The organism is Streptosporangium sp. H13245 (assembly GCF_055690525.1).
The window spans coordinates 55539-70307 of sequence record NZ_JBSZKT010000005.1 but is presented as its reverse complement, the minus strand read 5'-3'; the positions used below and the strand labels follow the sequence as shown (position 1 = coordinate 70307).

The 14769-nt window shown below is 70.0% G+C and carries 16 protein-coding genes and 1 CRISPR repeat array; of the genes, 3 read left to right on the top strand and 13 right to left on the bottom strand.

Features of this window, described 5'->3' with window-relative positions:
- Positions 1-296 precede the first annotated feature (296 nt).
- Positions 297-813: direct repeats of the CRISPR family, unit length 29 nt; unit sequence GTCGGCCCCGCACGCGCGGGGGTGGTCCG.
- 44 nt (positions 814-857) lie between these two features.
- From ACW9TB_RS11925 to ACW9TB_RS11900, 6 genes are all read right to left on the bottom strand, one after another.
- A complete protein-coding gene (locus ACW9TB_RS11925; RefSeq protein ID WP_472748036.1) occupies positions 858-2555 on the bottom strand; it encodes a molybdopterin-dependent oxidoreductase in 1698 nt (565 codons plus the stop codon).
- A gap of 320 nt (positions 2556-2875) precedes the next feature.
- Positions 2876-3520, bottom strand: a complete 645-nt coding sequence (locus tag ACW9TB_RS11920; RefSeq protein ID WP_472748035.1) for an XTP/dITP diphosphatase — start codon at positions 3518-3520, stop codon at positions 2876-2878.
- A gap of 70 nt (positions 3521-3590) precedes the next feature.
- The gene (rph, locus tag ACW9TB_RS11915; RefSeq protein ID WP_472748034.1) at positions 3591-4307 is read right to left on the bottom strand and encodes a ribonuclease PH; all 717 of its coding nucleotides are present in this window, start codon (positions 4305-4307) and stop codon (positions 3591-3593) included.
- 5 nt (positions 4308-4312) lie between these two features.
- Entirely contained in the window at positions 4313-5065 is a 753-nt protein-coding gene (locus ACW9TB_RS11910) for an MBL fold metallo-hydrolase (protein ID WP_472748033.1), read from the bottom strand.
- Positions 5066-5186: 121 nt separating this feature from the next.
- Positions 5187-6008, bottom strand: coding sequence for a glutamate racemase (murI, locus tag ACW9TB_RS11905; protein WP_472748032.1), 822 nt, complete (start codon positions 6006-6008; stop codon positions 5187-5189).
- A 92-nt stretch (positions 6009-6100) separates the two neighbouring features.
- Entirely contained in the window at positions 6101-6892 is a 792-nt protein-coding gene (locus ACW9TB_RS11900) for a thioesterase family protein (protein ID WP_472748031.1), read from the bottom strand.
- A 325-nt stretch (positions 6893-7217) separates the two neighbouring features.
- Here ACW9TB_RS11900 and ACW9TB_RS11895 point away from each other — a divergent pair, with 325 nt between their 5' ends.
- Positions 7218-9086 (top strand): DUF3352 domain-containing protein, encoded by a 1869-nt coding sequence (locus tag ACW9TB_RS11895; protein WP_472748030.1) that lies wholly within the window; start codon positions 7218-7220, stop codon positions 9084-9086.
- 93 nt (positions 9087-9179) lie between these two features.
- Here the strand turns inward: ACW9TB_RS11895 and ACW9TB_RS11890 are convergent, their stop codons facing one another.
- From ACW9TB_RS11890 to clpS, 6 genes are all read right to left on the bottom strand, one after another.
- Positions 9180-10127 carry a PLP-dependent cysteine synthase family protein gene (locus ACW9TB_RS11890; protein ID WP_472748029.1) on the bottom strand — a complete coding sequence of 316 codons (948 nt, stop codon included), beginning with the start codon at positions 10125-10127 and terminating at the stop codon, positions 9180-9182.
- Positions 10128-10243: 116 nt separating this feature from the next.
- Positions 10244-10522, bottom strand: coding sequence for a MoaD/ThiS family protein (locus ACW9TB_RS11885; RefSeq protein ID WP_030906436.1), 279 nt, complete (start codon positions 10520-10522; stop codon positions 10244-10246).
- 87 nt (positions 10523-10609) lie between these two features.
- Positions 10610-10747: a hypothetical protein gene (locus ACW9TB_RS11880; RefSeq protein ID WP_472748028.1), complete on the bottom strand. Its 138-nt coding sequence runs from the start codon at positions 10745-10747 to the stop codon at positions 10610-10612.
- A gap of 231 nt (positions 10748-10978) precedes the next feature.
- Positions 10979-11395 (bottom strand): M67 family metallopeptidase, encoded by a 417-nt coding sequence (locus tag ACW9TB_RS11875; protein WP_472748027.1) that lies wholly within the window; start codon positions 11393-11395, stop codon positions 10979-10981.
- A 9-nt stretch (positions 11396-11404) separates the two neighbouring features.
- Positions 11405-11929: a DUF2017 domain-containing protein gene (locus tag ACW9TB_RS11870; RefSeq protein WP_472748026.1), complete on the bottom strand. Its 525-nt coding sequence runs from the start codon at positions 11927-11929 to the stop codon at positions 11405-11407.
- A gap of 166 nt (positions 11930-12095) precedes the next feature.
- Positions 12096-12383: an ATP-dependent Clp protease adapter ClpS gene (gene clpS, locus ACW9TB_RS11865; RefSeq protein ID WP_344888582.1), complete on the bottom strand. Its 288-nt coding sequence runs from the start codon at positions 12381-12383 to the stop codon at positions 12096-12098.
- 52 nt (positions 12384-12435) lie between these two features.
- Between clpS and ACW9TB_RS11860 the strand changes: the two genes are divergently transcribed.
- On the top strand, positions 12436-13713 hold the full coding sequence (locus ACW9TB_RS11860; protein WP_472748235.1) for a nicotinate phosphoribosyltransferase: 1278 nt from the start codon (positions 12436-12438) through the stop codon (positions 13711-13713).
- A 4-nt stretch (positions 13714-13717) separates the two neighbouring features.
- Positions 13718-14293 (top strand): nicotinamidase, encoded by a 576-nt coding sequence (locus ACW9TB_RS11855; protein ID WP_472748025.1) that lies wholly within the window; start codon positions 13718-13720, stop codon positions 14291-14293.
- Between the two features lie 8 nt (positions 14294-14301).
- Here the strand turns inward: ACW9TB_RS11855 and ACW9TB_RS11850 are convergent, their stop codons facing one another.
- Entirely contained in the window at positions 14302-14706 is a 405-nt protein-coding gene (locus tag ACW9TB_RS11850; RefSeq protein ID WP_472748024.1) for a hypothetical protein, read from the bottom strand.
- Positions 14707-14769 lie beyond the last annotated feature (63 nt).

Below are 14769 nucleotides of genomic sequence, written 5' to 3'. Positions count from 1 at the left end.
AGAGTTGACCATTTAAAGCCCGGCGCCCGCCCCGGGATGGGGCAGCGAAGAAGCCACCGCATAGCGAGAGTGATGGTTTGGGGCCCGTTCAGTGGTACGGGCCTCGTACGGGGCGGAAGGTCATAGCTACGCAGGAACGTGACTTAGATCTTCCTCCTCCCGATATCCTTGCGAACCGCCTTAGTTTTCCCTAACTTCATACTGCTTCGTTGATACTGGCCAAGATCGGCAATCTCTCCCAGATACACCTAATAAAAACACAGGCCCTGTGCCAGTAAACCCACAGCTCACAAAGTGTCGGCCCCGCACGCGCGGGGGTGGTCCGTGATCCCTGGCTCTGGTGTCCTGGTCATCCCTGTCGGCCCCGCACGCGCGGGGGTGGTCCCCCGCCACCGCCGCCGCGTAGGGCCTGCCATGCGTCGGCCCCGCACGCGCGGGGGTGGTCCGGTGGGCAGCCGCCGGGCCGCAGCCCGCGCGATGTCGGCCCCGCACGCGCGGGGGTGGTCCGCAGTGGCGGTCGTGCCCGCCCGCTTCCGAACCGTCGGCCCCGCACGCGCGGGGGTGGTCCGATCCCGCTGGCGATCGCAGGGAACCGCGACAGGTCGGCCCCGCACGCGCGGGGGTGGTCCGGACGCGCCGTGGCAGATCTTCAACCGGTCGGAGTCGGCCCCGCACGCGCGGGGGTGGTCCGCTCGACGCGAGGATCAGGGCCGGTGTCCGCGAGTCGGCCCCGCACACGCGGGGGTGATCCGACGTCCATCAGCCGCCCGGGGACGTCGCCGCCGTCGGCCCCGCACGCGCGGGGATAGCTCCTCCTTTGCCGCGTCGATACCGAGGGGCGTGGACAACATCCCGGGTCAGGTGACGTCGACCGTGATGGTGTGCCAGCCGGTGGCGCCGTTCGGGGTTATGGGGGCGCGGTCGCCGGTTTGGGTGTAGCCGGTGGCGTCGGTGGCGCGGACCTCGATGGTGTGGCTGCCGGGGGTGGCCTCCCAGTCGTCGAGGACCCACTGGCGCCAGGTGTCGGGGGTGGGGGCCGTGGCGAGGCGGGCCCTGCGCCATGGGCCCCGGTCGACGCGGACCTCGACCGCGTCCACGCCCTTGTGCTGGGCCCAGGCGACACCCGCGACGACGATCTTCCCCGCCGGGACGGTCGCGCCGTCCCTGGGCAGGTCGATGCGCGACTCGGTCTTGATCGGCCCCTTCGCGGACCAGCCCCTGGGGGTCCAGTAGGCCTCGTCCCGGTCGAAACGGGTGACCTTGATGTCGGTGACCCACTTGGTGGCCGACACGTAGCCGTAGAGCCCGGGGACGACCTGGCGGACCGGGAAGCCGTGGTCGACCGGGAGCGGCTGGCCGTTCATGCCGAAGGCCAGCAGGGCGTTGCGGCCGTCCATGACGACGTCGACCGGGGTTCCGGCGGTCCAGCCGTCGGCGGAGGTGCTGAGCAGCATGTCCGCGTCCTTCTGGACGCCCGCGTCGCGCAGCACCCCGGCCAGGCTGACGCCCAGCCAGCGGGCGTTACCGATGTAGGGGCCGCCGACCTCGTTGGAGACGCAGCAGAGCGTGACGTCGGCCTCGATCACGACGCGTTTCATCAGGTCGGCGAAGGTGAGCTCCACGGGCCTGTCGACCATGCCGTGGATCGTGAGGGTCCAGTCGCGCGGATCGACCTGGGGGACCACCAGGGCGGTGTCGACCCGGTAGAAGTCGTTGTTGGGGGTGACGAACGACGACAGGCCCTTGATCCTCAGATCGACCCCGGCGGGCAGCGTGGCGAGGGCCCTCGCGGGCGGGGGCAGCGTGATGCCGCCGCGCACCGCGCTCACCTCGGCCTGTCCCGAGAACGTGCGCCCGGCCACCCCCGCCACCCCGGCGAGGGCCACGCCGCCGAGCGCGCCGGTCAGCAGGCCCCGGCGGTCGAAGGCGCGCAGGTCGTTCCCGGCCCGCATGACGGGCGGGGTCGACGGATCACGGCGCTCCCCGGACCTCGGCAGCCTCTCCGGCCGGGGCGTCATCCCGGTGTCGTACGCGGCCCCCGCCGCACCCACGGCGTCGGCACCCGCACCGGGCACACCTCTGTACGGCTCAGGCGAGGCCGGGGCGTCGATCGGTACGAGGGCGCGGCGGATGAGCCATCGGAGGGCGAGCATGGCGGCGCCCACCCCGGCCAGCGTCGGGACGACGTCCATCAGTCCGGAGCCGGGGCGGGTCAGCACGGCGACGACACCGATGAGGCCGAATACGGCCAGGCCCGCCATCCCGTACCGCAGATCGCGGACGGCGGCCCTTCCCAGCGCGGCGGCGATGGCGGCCAGGATCAGGAAGATCCCGGCGAGCAGCACGGTCTTGTCGCTCTCGCCGAAGGTACGGATCGCCCACTCCTTGAGCGGGGCCGGGGTGAGGTCGACAACGGAGTTGCCGACCGCGACGACCGGGAAGGCGGCGGGGTTCATCAGACCCGCGACGAGCAGGGACACCCCCACCGCCACCGCGCCGGACACCAGGCCGATCAGCGCCGAAGCCCACGAGGGCATGCGCCTGTTGCTCTGCATACTCCGACGCTACGCCCCTACGGGGCCCCGGGTTCTTACGCCCCGATTACAGGCCCGGCCGGACGCCCGCCCGCTTTCCGTACGGGTCCCCGCAGCCACCCACCACCGTCGGGAGGAAGACGGATGATCACTTCCGGGCCGAGCCGGGAGATGCTTCACGAGCGGGTCTCAGGCGAGCCAGGCCCCTGCGGGCCTCAACTGGAGGGATCAAACAGCTGCTCCGGCCAGGCCGCCTCCCTGCGGGCCCTCGGCTGGAGAAATCAAACGGCCGCTCGGCCAAGGGTCGGTCCGGCTCTTGCGGGCCCTCGGCTGGAAAGAGGTCAGGCGACCACTTCGGCGATGATCGGGGCCAGGGCGCGGAAGGCGCGGCCTCGGTGGCTGATGGCGTTCTTCTCCTGGGCGGACAGCTCGGCGGTGGTGCGGGTCTCGCCCTCGGGGACGAGGATCGGGTCGTAGCCAAAGCCGCCGGTGCCGCGCGGGGCGTCGATGATCACACCGTGCAGGGCGCCCTCGGTCACCCGCTCCTCCCCCGACGGGAGGGCCAGCGCCGCCGCGCACGCGAAGTGCGCGCCCCGGTGCCCCTCGGGCACGTCGGAGACCTGCGCGAGCAGCAGGTCGAGGTTGGCCTGGTCGTCGCCGTGCTTTCCCGACCAGCGGGCGGAGAAGATGCCGGGCATGCCGTTCAGGGCGTCGACGCAGAGGCCCGAGTCGTCGGCGATCGCGGGCAGGCCGGACTGCTGGGCGACCGCGTGCGCCTTGAGCAGGGCGTTCTCCGCGAAGGTCAGGCCGGTCTCGGCGACGTCGCCGATCTCGGGGAACTCCTCAAGCCCGACGATCTCGACCGGGATCGAGGCGTCGGCCAGGATCCGGCGCAGCTCGGCGATCTTCCCGGCGTTCCGGGTGGCGAGGACCACTCGCGCCCGGGTCAAGCCGCTCTCGGCCTCGTTCGCACCGGACTCGCTCATGCCGAACCCCTCAGCCCAGAAGCTCCAGAACGTCCCACGCGGAAAAGCCCGCTCACGCCGGAAGACCCGCTCATGCCAGGGACTCCCGCTGGAGGCGGGTGAGCTCGGCGCACCCGGCCGCGCCGAGGTCGAGCAGTTCGTCGAGGGCGGCGCGGTCGAACGGCTTGCCCTCGGCGGTGCCCTGGACCTCGACGAACTCGCCGGAGCCGGTCATCACAACGTTCATGTCCGTCTCGGCGGCGACGTCCTCGGTGTAACAGAGGTCGAGCAGCGCCGTGGAGCCGACGACGCCGACGGAGACGGCCGCGACCGAGTCGACCAGCGGGTCTCCGCCGCACATCTTGCGCTTGCGCATCCACGCGACCGCGTCGACCAGTGCCACGTACGCCCCGGTGATGGCGGCGGTGCGGGTGCCGCCGTCGGCCTGGAGCACGTCGCAGTCGATGACGATCGAGTTCTCGCCCAGTGTCTTGTAGTCGACGCAGGCGCGCAGGGAGCGGCCGATCAGGCGGGAGATCTCGTGCGTACGGCCGCCGATCTTGCCGCGTACCGACTCCCGGTCGTTGCGGGTGTTCGTGGCGCGCGGCAGCATGGCGTACTCGGCCGTGATCCAGCCCTGACCGCTGCCCCGGCGCCAGCGCGGCACGCTGTCCTGCACGGAGGCGGCACAGAGCACCTTGGTGCCGCCGAACTCGACGAGCACCGAACCCTCGGCGTGCGCGAGCCAGCCGCGGGTGATGGTGACGGGGCGGAGTTGATCGGGAGAACGTCCATCTGCGCGAGCCATGACGTTCACCCTAGGTCATAGCGGACCCCGCTCCGTGCGAGTTCCATCCGCCCGCCGAACCCGCCGCGGGAGGCGTCCTCCATGACGCGGTCACGGTCGTTCCAGGGCACCAGGTGGGTCAGGACCAGGGTGTCCACGTCCGCTCTGGCCGCGTGCTCGGCCGCCTGGCGGCCGTTCAGGTGCAGGCCGGTGGGAAGGCCGGGTTTGTCGAGGTATGAGGCCTCGCACAGGAGCACGTCGGCCCCCGAGGCGAGCTTGACCAGCTCGGCGCTCTCGCCGGTGTCGGCGGAGTAGGCCACCGAGCGCCCGCCGTGGGAGACCCTGAACCCGTACGTCTCCACGGGGTGGTTCACCAGCGCGGCCGTCACCTCGAACGGGCCGACCTCGAACATCCCGGGCATCAGGCCCACGAAGTCGAAGGCCGTGTCGAGCGACGGCTCGTCCGGCATCGCGTAGGCGGCGTCCAGCCGCTCGCGCGCCCCCGAGGGCGCGTACACCGGCACCCTGGGCAGCGGGCCCTGGGACGAGTAGGTGCGCACCACGTGGTACGGGCACATGTCGAGGCAGTGGTCGGCGTGCAGGTGCGACAGGCATATCGCGTCCACGTCGTACAGGCCGATGTACTTCTGGAGCGCGCCGAGCGCGCCGTTCCCGAAGTCGAGCAGCATGCGGAACCCCTCCGCCTCCAGCAGATAGCAGGAGGAGGGGCTGTCAGGCCCGGGGAAACTCCCCGAGCATCCGATGATCGTCAATTTCACGGCGGCCTCCTACGGTTACTGTGCGGCGCCGCGTGTCACGGCGCGGGCGCCGGTGGCCGGTATCCGCCCCCCTTCGTCCGCCGATCCTCCGGAGCTCCCCCTACGGAGCGCCCGAGCACCGTCACACGCGATGCCCGTTGTTCGGAACATCCCCTACTACCGCCACTTCGACCGCCTGGATCTCCGGCCCGAGGAACCGTCGCCCGAGGTCGGCGAAGAGGCCCGCGTCGCCGGTGGCGCGGAAACGGTGTCCGGGCACGCCCCCTACGGCGGCCAGGCTCCGGTCGTGCAGGACGCGGTAGACGTCCTTGGCCGTCTCGTCGGCGCTGGACACCAGCGTGACGCCGTCTCCCACCACGTAGGAGATCGGCCCGGCGAGGAGCGGATAGTGCGTACATCCCAGGATCAGCGTGTCGCACCCGTCGGTGAGCACCGGCTCCAGGTACTCGCGGATGACGTCGATCAGCTCGTCACTCATCGTCTCCCCCCGCTCGACGAACTCCACCAGGCGCGGCGCCGCCACCCCGGTCAGCCGGACGTCGGGAGCCGCGGCGAACGCGTCGTGGTACGCCATCGACGCGATCGTGGCCCTGGTCCCGATCACCCCGACCCTGCCGTTGCGGGTGGCCCGTACGGCACGGCGCGTGGCCGGTTGGATCACCTCGACGACCGGGACGGAGTAGCGTTCCCGAGCGTCGCGGAGCACCGCCGCGCTGGCGCTGTTGCACGCGATCACCAGCATCTTGACGTCGTGCTCGACGAGGTGGTCCATCACCTCCAGCGCGTAGGCGCGAACCTGCGCGATGCTCTTGGGGCCGTACGGCTGCCTCGCCGTGTCGGCCACATAGAAGATCGACTCGTTGGGCAGCTGATCGATGATCGCTCTGGCCACCGTGAGACCGCCGACACCGCTGTCAAAGATTCCAATACTCGCTTGCGACACAGTTCCCAAGGCTAGGCGACCTGGGACGACCGATCACGGTAAGAATCCTCACAACGCCGATTACCAGCTCAGCCATGTATTTTTGATGACATTCAGCCCCGCCCGACACGGGCCAGCTGGCGGGACTGGGCGACCAGGCGTCCGGCCGAGTCCCAGACCTCGACCTCCTCGTCGAACCAGCCGTCGCTGATCAGGCGGCCTCCGGCCAGGAGGGTGAGCCAGCCGGGAGCGGGCAGGGCGCGCAGGTGCCAGGTGAGGTCGACCGTGGGGGCCCAGCCGCGCGCTCCGGCGGAGAAGACCACCGGCGGGAGGGCGTCCACGGCCAGCGCCAGCACGTACGGGTCGGGGTCCTGCGGCTCGGCCATCCGGAAGTAGGCGCGGGCCTCGGGCCTGCCGGTGGGCTCGCCGGTGAGCCAGCCGATGGTGGGAGGGTCGAAGACCAGCTCCATCTGGGCGTTGAGCGTCATGTTGGAGTCGGCCTTGGGCGCGGGCAGCGAGACGCACCGCTCGATCGGCGGCATCGCCGCCGAGGGCCCGTCCGTCCAGTCGGGGACGGCGTCACCGAGGGTCGCGGTCGTGACGAGTCCCTCGATGAAGGAGGCGCCGTCCTGGATGAGGGTCGCCCGGGTCATCGTGACGGTACGGCCGGTCTTGATCTGCTCCAGGCGCACCTGCGCGGGGCCGGGCCTGGCCGCGCGCGGGAACTGGACGGCCGTGGTCACCGGGTGCTCGTGCGGGGAGGCGTCCACGACCGCGCGCAGCAGCACGGCCATCAGGTAGCCGCCGTTGAGGGGACCGCCGATCGAGTATCCGGTGTCGAGGCACACGTCGTAGGTGGTCTCGTCCACCCTGATGGCCGCTGTCGCCTCGTCGAACTTCGTCATCCACGCCCCCGAACCTTGTTCTAGAGGGGTCACTCTACCCATTCCGCGCGGGCTTCGCCTCCCCGGGGTCGGCCCCGGTCCTCGGAGCCGCCGGAGTCCTCGGAGTCACCGGCGCCATCGGGAAAAACGGGAGGCCGCGATAAGGAAGAGACGGCAGTGACCTGCGGGAATGAGATGACAAAGGCGACAATGAGCCATAAAACCGCTCTGAGCAGGGGCTGATCGCACTTAGACGGGTCAATCACATAGTTAGTTCAATGCAAGCGGGTTGCTAGCAATGTGCACTAACTTCTCCCTGTCCGCGAAGTCCACATTGTGAGTGATCATGCCTGCCAACAATCCCCCCGACCAGTCGCCCGTACCGGGTCAGCAACCCGACAGGACGATCGCCTACCGTTGGAACGAGGGCGCGCAGCCAAACGACCAGCCGCACACACAGGCCTATCCGCAGAACGGCCAGCCCGGATACTCACAGCCTTCCGGCGGTTACCAGCAGGGGCAGCCCTACCCGCAGCAGGGCCAGCCCTACCAGCAGCAGAACCCCCAGCAGGGCTACCAGCAGCAGCCGTACGGCCAGCAGAGCTACGGCCAGGCCGGTCAGCAGAACTACGGCCAGCAGGCCGGGCAGCCGTACGGGCAGCAGCAGCCCGGCTACCAGCAGCAGCAGAACTACGGCCAGCAGGCGTACGCGCAGCAGCCCGGGAACTGGCAGCAGGGTCCCGACTTCCTGAGCGCCGGACCGCCCCCCGGACCTCCCGCCCGCAAGGGTGGTAGGGGCTGGCTGCTCGCGGTGATCGCCGCGCTGGTCGTCGCCCTCGTGGGCGGCGGCGGCTTCTTCGCGGTCAACCTGCTCAGCGGCGGCGGCGCGCAGCCGCACGACGTCCTGCCCGGCAACGCCCTCGGCTACGTACGCCTCGACCTCGACCCGGCCGCGAACCAGAAGGTGGCGCTGTTCACCATCGCCAGGAAGTTCACGGCCACCAAGGACTCCTTCACCGGTGAGGACCCGCGTCAGGCGATCTTCGACCTGATCAAGAAGGACACCAGCAGCCTCGGCAAGATCGACTACGCCGCCGACGTCGAGCCGTGGCTCGGCGTCCGCGTCGGCGTGGCCGCGCTGCCCCCGGCCAAGACCGGCGCCACCCCCGGCATCGTGGTGGCCGTCCAGGTCACCGACCAGGACAAGGCCACGGCGGGCATCGCCAAGCTGATGGGCGAGGAGAAGTACGGCATCGCGTTCCGCGACGACTACGCGCTGCTCGCCCAGACCCAGGCCGAGGTCGACAAGGCCGTCACCGCCGAGCCGCTGTCGGGGAACGCCAACTTCTCCGACGACCTGAGCGCCCTCGGCGAGACCGGCGTGCTCTCCTTCTGGGCGGACGCGGGCCAGCTGGCGAAAATGGCTCCCGAACTGGCGTCCCAGGACCCCGCCACCCTCGCCCAGATCAAGAACGTCCGCGTGGCGGGCGCCCTTCGCTTCGACGGCGAGTACGTCGAGCTCGCGGGCATCAGCCGGGGCGCCGAGAGCCTGGACATGGGCACTCCCGAGGCATCCAGGATCGGCACGCTTCCGGCCTCCACCGCCGGGGCGATCTCGATCTCCGGCCTCGGCGAGGTGATCGGCAAGCAGTGGGCGCAGGTCATGAAGTCGGCCGACCAGGCCGCGGGCGGCGGCGTCCAGCAGTTCGCCGACCAGGCCAAGCAGAAATACGGCCTGGCGCTCCCCGACGACCTGGTGACGCTGCTCGGCAAGAACATCACCCTCGCCCTGGACTCCAACGGCCTCGACGGCAACCAGCCGAAGTTCGGCGCGAAGGTCGTCACCGACCCGGCCAAGGCGCAGGAGGTCGTCGGCAAGATCGAGAAGTTCCTGGTGGACTCCGGGACGGCCACACCGCAGCTCGCCAAGGTCCCCGGCGACGGCGTCTTCGTCCTGGCCAGTTCGCAGGAGTACGCCGCCGAGCTCAACAAGGACGGCGCCCTGGGCGACAGCGAGACCTTCCAGCTCGCGATCCCCAACGCGGGCGAGGCGACCTTCGCCGCCTACGTCGACCTGGACAAGGTGGAGAGCTTCTATCTCAACGGCCTCCAGGGCGAGGAGAAGGCCAACCTCCAGGTGCTCCGCGCGGTGGGCATGAGCGGCACCCAGTCGGGCAGCGATGCGTCCTTCTCGCTGAGGCTCCTGTTCAACTGATCCACCCGTTCGATCGGGCTTCCGCGGGTCCCCCGCGGAGGCCCGGGAACGACAGAGGGCGGGCGTCCCACCGGGACGCCCGCCCTCTGGGTCTCAGGCCCAGAGCTGGCCTTCGAGCCGCTCCTCGGCCTCGTCCAGCGTCCCCTCGTAGGCGCCGGTGGACAGGTACTTCCAGCCGCCGTCCGCGACCACGAACACGATGTCGGCCCGCTCGCCCGCCTTGACGGCCTTGGCCGCCATGCCGAGCGCGGCGTGCAGGGCGGCACCGGTGGAGACCCCCGCGAAGATGCCCTCCCCGGCCAGCAGCTCGCGGGTACGCCGGAGCGCGTCGGCGGAGGAGACCGAGAAACGCGTGGTCAGGACGTCGGCGTCGTACAGCTCGGGGATGAAGCCCTCGTCCACGTTGCGCAGCCCGTACACCAGCTCGCCGTAACGCGGCTCGGCGGCGACGATCTTCACCTCGGGGACCCGCTCGCGCAGGAACCTGCCGACGCCCATCAGGGTGCCCGTGGTGCCCAGACCGGCCACGAAGTGGGTGACGGACGGCAGATCCTCCAGGATCTCCGGCCCCGTCGACTCGTAGTGCGAGCGCCAGTTGGCCGGGTTGCCGTACTGGTAGAGCATCACCCAGTCGGGATTCTCCTCAGCCAGGCCCTTGGCGACCCTGACCGCCTCGTTGGAGCCGCCCGCCGCGGGCGAGGAGATGATCTTCGCTCCCCACATGCGCAGCAGCTGGCGGCGCTCCTCGGAGGTGTTCTCCGGCATCACGCAGATCAGCTTGTAGCCCTTGAGCCGGGCGGACATCGCCAGCGAGATGCCGGTGTTGCCGCTCGTGGGTTCGAGGATCGTGCAGCCCGGCTGGAGGAGCCCGTCCTTCTCCGCCTGCTCGATCATCCACAGCGCCGGACGGTCCTTGATCGAACCTGTCGGGTTACGGTCTTCGAGCTTGGCCCAGATCCGCACGTCCGCCGAGGGCGAGAGCCTGGGCAGGCCGACCAGAGGGGTCCGGCCGACCGATTCGATCAGTGAGTCAAAACGCATGGTGTACGGCTTCCGCCTCGGGTTGACCTTGTGCTGACAGACCTGGGGCCGCGGGCCTGTGCCGTCCGTACCGCGGGAGATCTCGCGGTACGGACGGCGCGGACGACGCCGCGTGGCTAGCGGGAGCCTCCGGCCACGGCGGGCAGGACGGTGACCGTGTCACCGTCGGCGACCGGGGTCTCCAGCCCGCCCAGAAAGCGGACGTCCTCGTCGTTCAGGTAGACGTTCACGAAGCGGCGCAGCGCGCCCTTGTCGACCAGGCGCTCCTTCAGCCCGGGGTGCCGGGCCTCCAGGTCGCCGATGAGCTCCTCAAGCGTGGCGCCCTTGGCGTCGACGGCCTTGGCGCCGTCGGTGTAGGTGCGCAGGATGGTCGGAATGCGAACCTCGATGGCCATCGCGGGTCAATCTCCTTGTGTCGTCATGGGAGTAAAGCCCACCGGATCAGAACACCGGCGAGCACCGGAGGATTCCAGGAAAGCCGGTCAGCGACAGTCGTAGACGACGACGGAGGGCGTGTGCGCGAACAGGAAGTTCTGCACGGCCGCGACACCCGCGCGCCGTGCCCGAGGGCCGGGACGCGAGAGCACGACGTCCTCCTGGCTCGGGGCGGCGGTCAGCATGCTCACCAGTTTACCCAAAGGGTCCATTCGCCTCACGGCCGTACCGGCCACCGACGCCGTACGAATCCCGAACACCACCCGAACGCCGTCCGAACACCCTCGGACGCCGCCAAGACGCGAACCCCGGACACCCGAGGACAGAGCCCCGGACGCGAAAGCCGAGACATCCGGAGACGAAGGCCGAGCCCCTCTGAGACAGAACCCCGGCCGCGAAGGCCCGAGCGGTGACGGTCACCCGGAGGTGATCGTCACCTCCTCCTCGCTCACCACACCGTCGACGATCCGGTACGAGCGGAACTCGGCCTTCTCCCCCAGCTCCTCACGGGTGGAGACCAGCACGTAATGGGCGTTCGGCTCGGAGGCGTAGGAGATGTCGGTACGGGAGGGATAGGCCTCGGTGGCGGTGTGGGAGTGGTAGATGACCACCGGCTCCTCGTCGCGGTCGTCCATCTCCCGCCAGACGCGCAGCTGCTCCAGCGAGTCGAACCGGTAGAACGTCGGCGACCGCTCGGCGTTCTCCATCGCGACGAACCGTTCGGGAGAGTCGGAACCGACCGGCCCGGCGACCACGCCGCAGGCCTCGTCGGGGTGGTCCGCCCGAGCGTGCGCGATGATCCTGTCGACCAGTTCCCGAGAGATCGTGAGCATGACTGGAAGTTACCAAAGGGCGCGGACCAGGGTGTCCTGGAGGTAGGTCAGCCAGTCGTATATGACGTACGCCGGATAGCGGGGGTCGCTCTCCGGCATGTCGGCGATCTCGTCGTGCACCTCCTCGGTCACCTCCAGCCGGGTGCCGAGCGCGAGCCGGACGTCGTTCAGCGCGCGCATCCACGCCTGCGCCTGCTCCCTGGTCAGCTCGACCCGGCCGGGCTCCGCGCTGTCGAGCATCGTCTTGGCGTCGGCCCGCTTGCCCTCGCGCAGCGTCGCCTCGGTGTATCTGCGGAACTCGGCGGCGGCCTCGCCGTCCTCGTACGCCGAGGGGAACAGCCGGGCCAGCACCGGATCGTTGGACTGCTCGGAGGCGCCGATGCCGAGCGCCTTCTCCAGGGGGTCGTCACCGGTCTCCCCCGGCTCTATCAGGCCCAGGATCTGCGTGACCAGCGAGCGCAGGATCGACACCTCGGCGGCGTCGAAAACCGTGATCACGCCGCCCTCGGGCCCCGGCTTGAACCCCGAACTCATCTCTCGCCCACCATTCCTCGCGGGCTCCGCCCGAGGCCCGCCCGCCCTTCCGAGCCCGACCGCTTCAAACCCAGCCGCTTCAGCCCCGGCCGCCGTTCCAGACATGATCGCTTCAGGCCCGGCCGTCCGCCGCGCGGCGACGGGTGACACCGGGCCGTCCGCGCGCTCACGAATCCCGCTGGACGGTGGCCCACAGCCCGTACGAGTGCATGATCTGCGCGTCGCGCTCCATCTCCTCGCGGGTGCCGCTGGAGACCACGGCCCTCCCCTTGTGGTGCACGTCGAGCATCAGCTTCTCCGCCTTCTCCTTGGAATATCCGAAAACGGACTGGAAGACGTACGTCACGTAGGACATCAGGTTGACCGGGTCGTTCCAGACGATCGTCAACCATGGCAGATCGGGTCGTACGTCGATTGACGGACGCTCGACCTCCGTTGGAGCGGTGCTACCCACATTCACCAGTCTGCCCTACCCCGGGCTTAGTCTTCGACTCGTGACAAAGAGCATGAGCACCGCGTTGCTTACCGATCACTATGAGCTGACGATGCTTGAGGCGGCGCTGAGAAGCGGGGCCGCCTCCAAGCGGGCCGTTTTCGAGGTGTTCGCGCGCCAGCTGCCCGGCGGGCGGCGCTACGGGGTCGTGGCGGGAACCGGCCGGGTGCTGGACGCGCTGGAGTCCTTCCGCTTCGAGGAGGAGTCGCTGGCGTTCCTCAGGGACAACGAGGTGGTCGACGAGCCCACCCTGGAGTTCCTCGCCGGATACCGCTTCTCCGGGAACGTCGACGGCTACGCCGAGGGCGAGTGCTACTTCCCCGGCTCCCCGATCATGACGGTGGAGGGCACGTTCGCCGAGGCCGTACTGCTGGAGACCGTGATCCTGTCGATCCTCAACCACGACTGCGCGATCGCCACCGCCGCCACCCGCATGATCCGCGCCGCCGGGACCAGGCCCCTGATCGAGATGGGCTCGCGGCGTACCCACGAGGCTGCGGCCGTGGCCGCGGCGCGGGCCGCCTACCTCTGCGGGTTCTCCTCCACCTCCAACCTCATGGCGGGCCGCGAGTACGGCATCCCGACCGCCGGGACCGCGGCCCACGCGTTCACCCTGCTGCACGACTCGGAGGAGCAGGCCTTCCAGGCCCAGATCGCCTCCCTCGGCGCCGGTACCACCCTGCTCGTCGACACCTACGACGTGGCCCAGGCCGTACGGACCGCGGTGGAGCTCGCGGGCCCCTCCCTGGGAGCGGTCCGCCTCGACTCCGGCGACCTCGGCCAGGTCGCCCACGAGGTCCGCGAGCAGCTCGACGCGCTCGGCGCCCACAAGACCCGGATCATCGTCACCAGCGACCTCGACGAGTACGCCATCGCCGCGCTCGCCTCCGCGCCCGTGGACGGCTACGGCGTCGGCACGTCGCTGGTCACCGGGTCCGGCTCCCCCACCGCCGCCCTCGTCTACAAGCTCGTCGCCCGCGAGGACGCCGAAGGGATCATGCGGCCGGTGGCCAAGAAGTCGGTGGGCAAGCCCAGCCGGGGCGGGCGCAAGGACGCCTTCCGCGAACTCGACGCCGGGGGCACGGCGGTCGCCGAGCTGGTCACCGTCTCGGGCGAACGCCCCCCGGACGCCCGCCCGCTACAGGTTCCGCTGGTCGGGGACGGGGAGATCGTCGGCCGCGAGAAGCTGGACGCGGGCCGCGCGCGGCACCGCGAGGCCGTCACCGAGCTGCCCTCGAACGCCTACCAGCTGTCCCGGGGCTACGCCGCGATCCCGACCGTGTTTGACTGACCGCATGCCAACAGCACTGATCGTCGTCGATGTCCAGAACGACTTCTGCGAGGGCGGGAGCCTTCCGGTCGGCGGCGGCGCGGAGGTGGCCGCCGCCATCTCCCGGCACGCCGCCTCGCACGGCTACGACCATGTCGTGGCCACCCGTGACTATCACGTCGACCCCGGCTCCCACTTCGCCGCCGAACCCGACTACGTGACCACCTGGCCCGCCCACTGCGTCGCCGGGACACCGGGCTCCGACTTCCACCCCGCCTTCGACACCGGACGCGTCGAGGAGGTGTTCAGCAAGGGTGCCCACAGCGGCGCCTACAGCGGCTTCGAGGGCGCCGCCCCAGACGGTACGAGCCTGGCCGACTGGCTCGGCGAGCGCCACGTGGACGCGGTGGACGTCGTCGGCATCGCCACCGACCACTGCGTACGGGCCACCGCCCTGGACGCGGTCGCGCACGGCCTGTCCGTCCAGGTGCTGCTGGATCTCACCGCCGGGGTGTCCGCCCCGACCACCGAGGCCGCCCTCGCCGAACTCGGCTCCGCCGGAGCCCGCCTCACGGGAACTCCCGTGGTCCGCCCGGCCTGACGATCTTCTCAGCTCTGCGGCATCCCCAGAAAAAGGATCATCCGGTCGAGCTTCCCGTCCATGGCCCGGTAGTTCTCCTTCAACTTGCCGACGTCGTACGCCATAGCCCCTATGTGGCGCTTGACCCCGACCATGTCCTCCGTCAGGACCGCGACATCCTGTTTGACGCCGTCAAGATCCTCCTTCGTCGCACACTTCGCGACCTCCTGCCTGATCCCGTCGACGTCCCGCCTGACCTCGACAAGATCCTCCTTCGTGGCGCACTTCGCCACATCGAGCCGAAGATCGGTGACCTCCTGCCTGACCTCGGCGAGGTCTTCCTTGGTGGCGAGGGTGTCCATCCTTGTCATGATCTGCTCGAACATCGGAGCCACGTATTCCATGATCTCCGTACGGATAATCTCCGCCAACATGAACCCTCTTCTCGAACGAGAGTACTGAGGCACCGGTTGGAGGGGGGCCGGAGCAATTGCGGG

Coding starts and splice junctions, on each gene's coding strand:
- ACW9TB_RS11925 (WP_472748036.1), bottom strand. CDS start 2,555: ATGCAGAGCAACAGGCGCATGCCCTCGTGGGCTTCGGCGCTGATCGGC.
- ACW9TB_RS11920 (WP_472748035.1), bottom strand. CDS start 3,520: ATGAGCGAGTCCGGTGCGAACGAGGCCGAGAGCGGCTTGACCCGGGCG.
- rph (WP_472748034.1), bottom strand. CDS start 4,307: ATGGCTCGCGCAGATGGACGTTCTCCCGATCAACTCCGCCCCGTCACC.
- ACW9TB_RS11900 (WP_472748031.1), bottom strand. CDS start 6,892: ATGACGAAGTTCGACGAGGCGACAGCGGCCATCAGGGTGGACGAGACC.
- ACW9TB_RS11895 (WP_472748030.1), top strand. CDS start 7,218: ATGCCTGCCAACAATCCCCCCGACCAGTCGCCCGTACCGGGTCAGCAA.
- ACW9TB_RS11890 (WP_472748029.1), bottom strand. CDS start 10,127: ATGCGTTTTGACTCACTGATCGAATCGGTCGGCCGGACCCCTCTGGTC.
- ACW9TB_RS11885 (WP_030906436.1), bottom strand. CDS start 10,522: ATGGCCATCGAGGTTCGCATTCCGACCATCCTGCGCACCTACACCGAC.
- ACW9TB_RS11880 (WP_472748028.1), bottom strand. CDS start 10,747: ATGCTGACCGCCGCCCCGAGCCAGGAGGACGTCGTGCTCTCGCGTCCC.
- ACW9TB_RS11875 (WP_472748027.1), bottom strand. CDS start 11,395: ATGCTCACGATCTCTCGGGAACTGGTCGACAGGATCATCGCGCACGCT.
- ACW9TB_RS11870 (WP_472748026.1), bottom strand. CDS start 11,929: ATGAGTTCGGGGTTCAAGCCGGGGCCCGAGGGCGGCGTGATCACGGTT.
- ACW9TB_RS11860 (WP_472748235.1), top strand. CDS start 12,436: ATGAGCACCGCGTTGCTTACCGATCACTATGAGCTGACGATGCTTGAG.
- ACW9TB_RS11855 (WP_472748025.1), top strand. CDS start 13,718: ATGCCAACAGCACTGATCGTCGTCGATGTCCAGAACGACTTCTGCGAG.
- ACW9TB_RS11850 (WP_472748024.1), bottom strand. CDS start 14,706: ATGTTGGCGGAGATTATCCGTACGGAGATCATGGAATACGTGGCTCCG.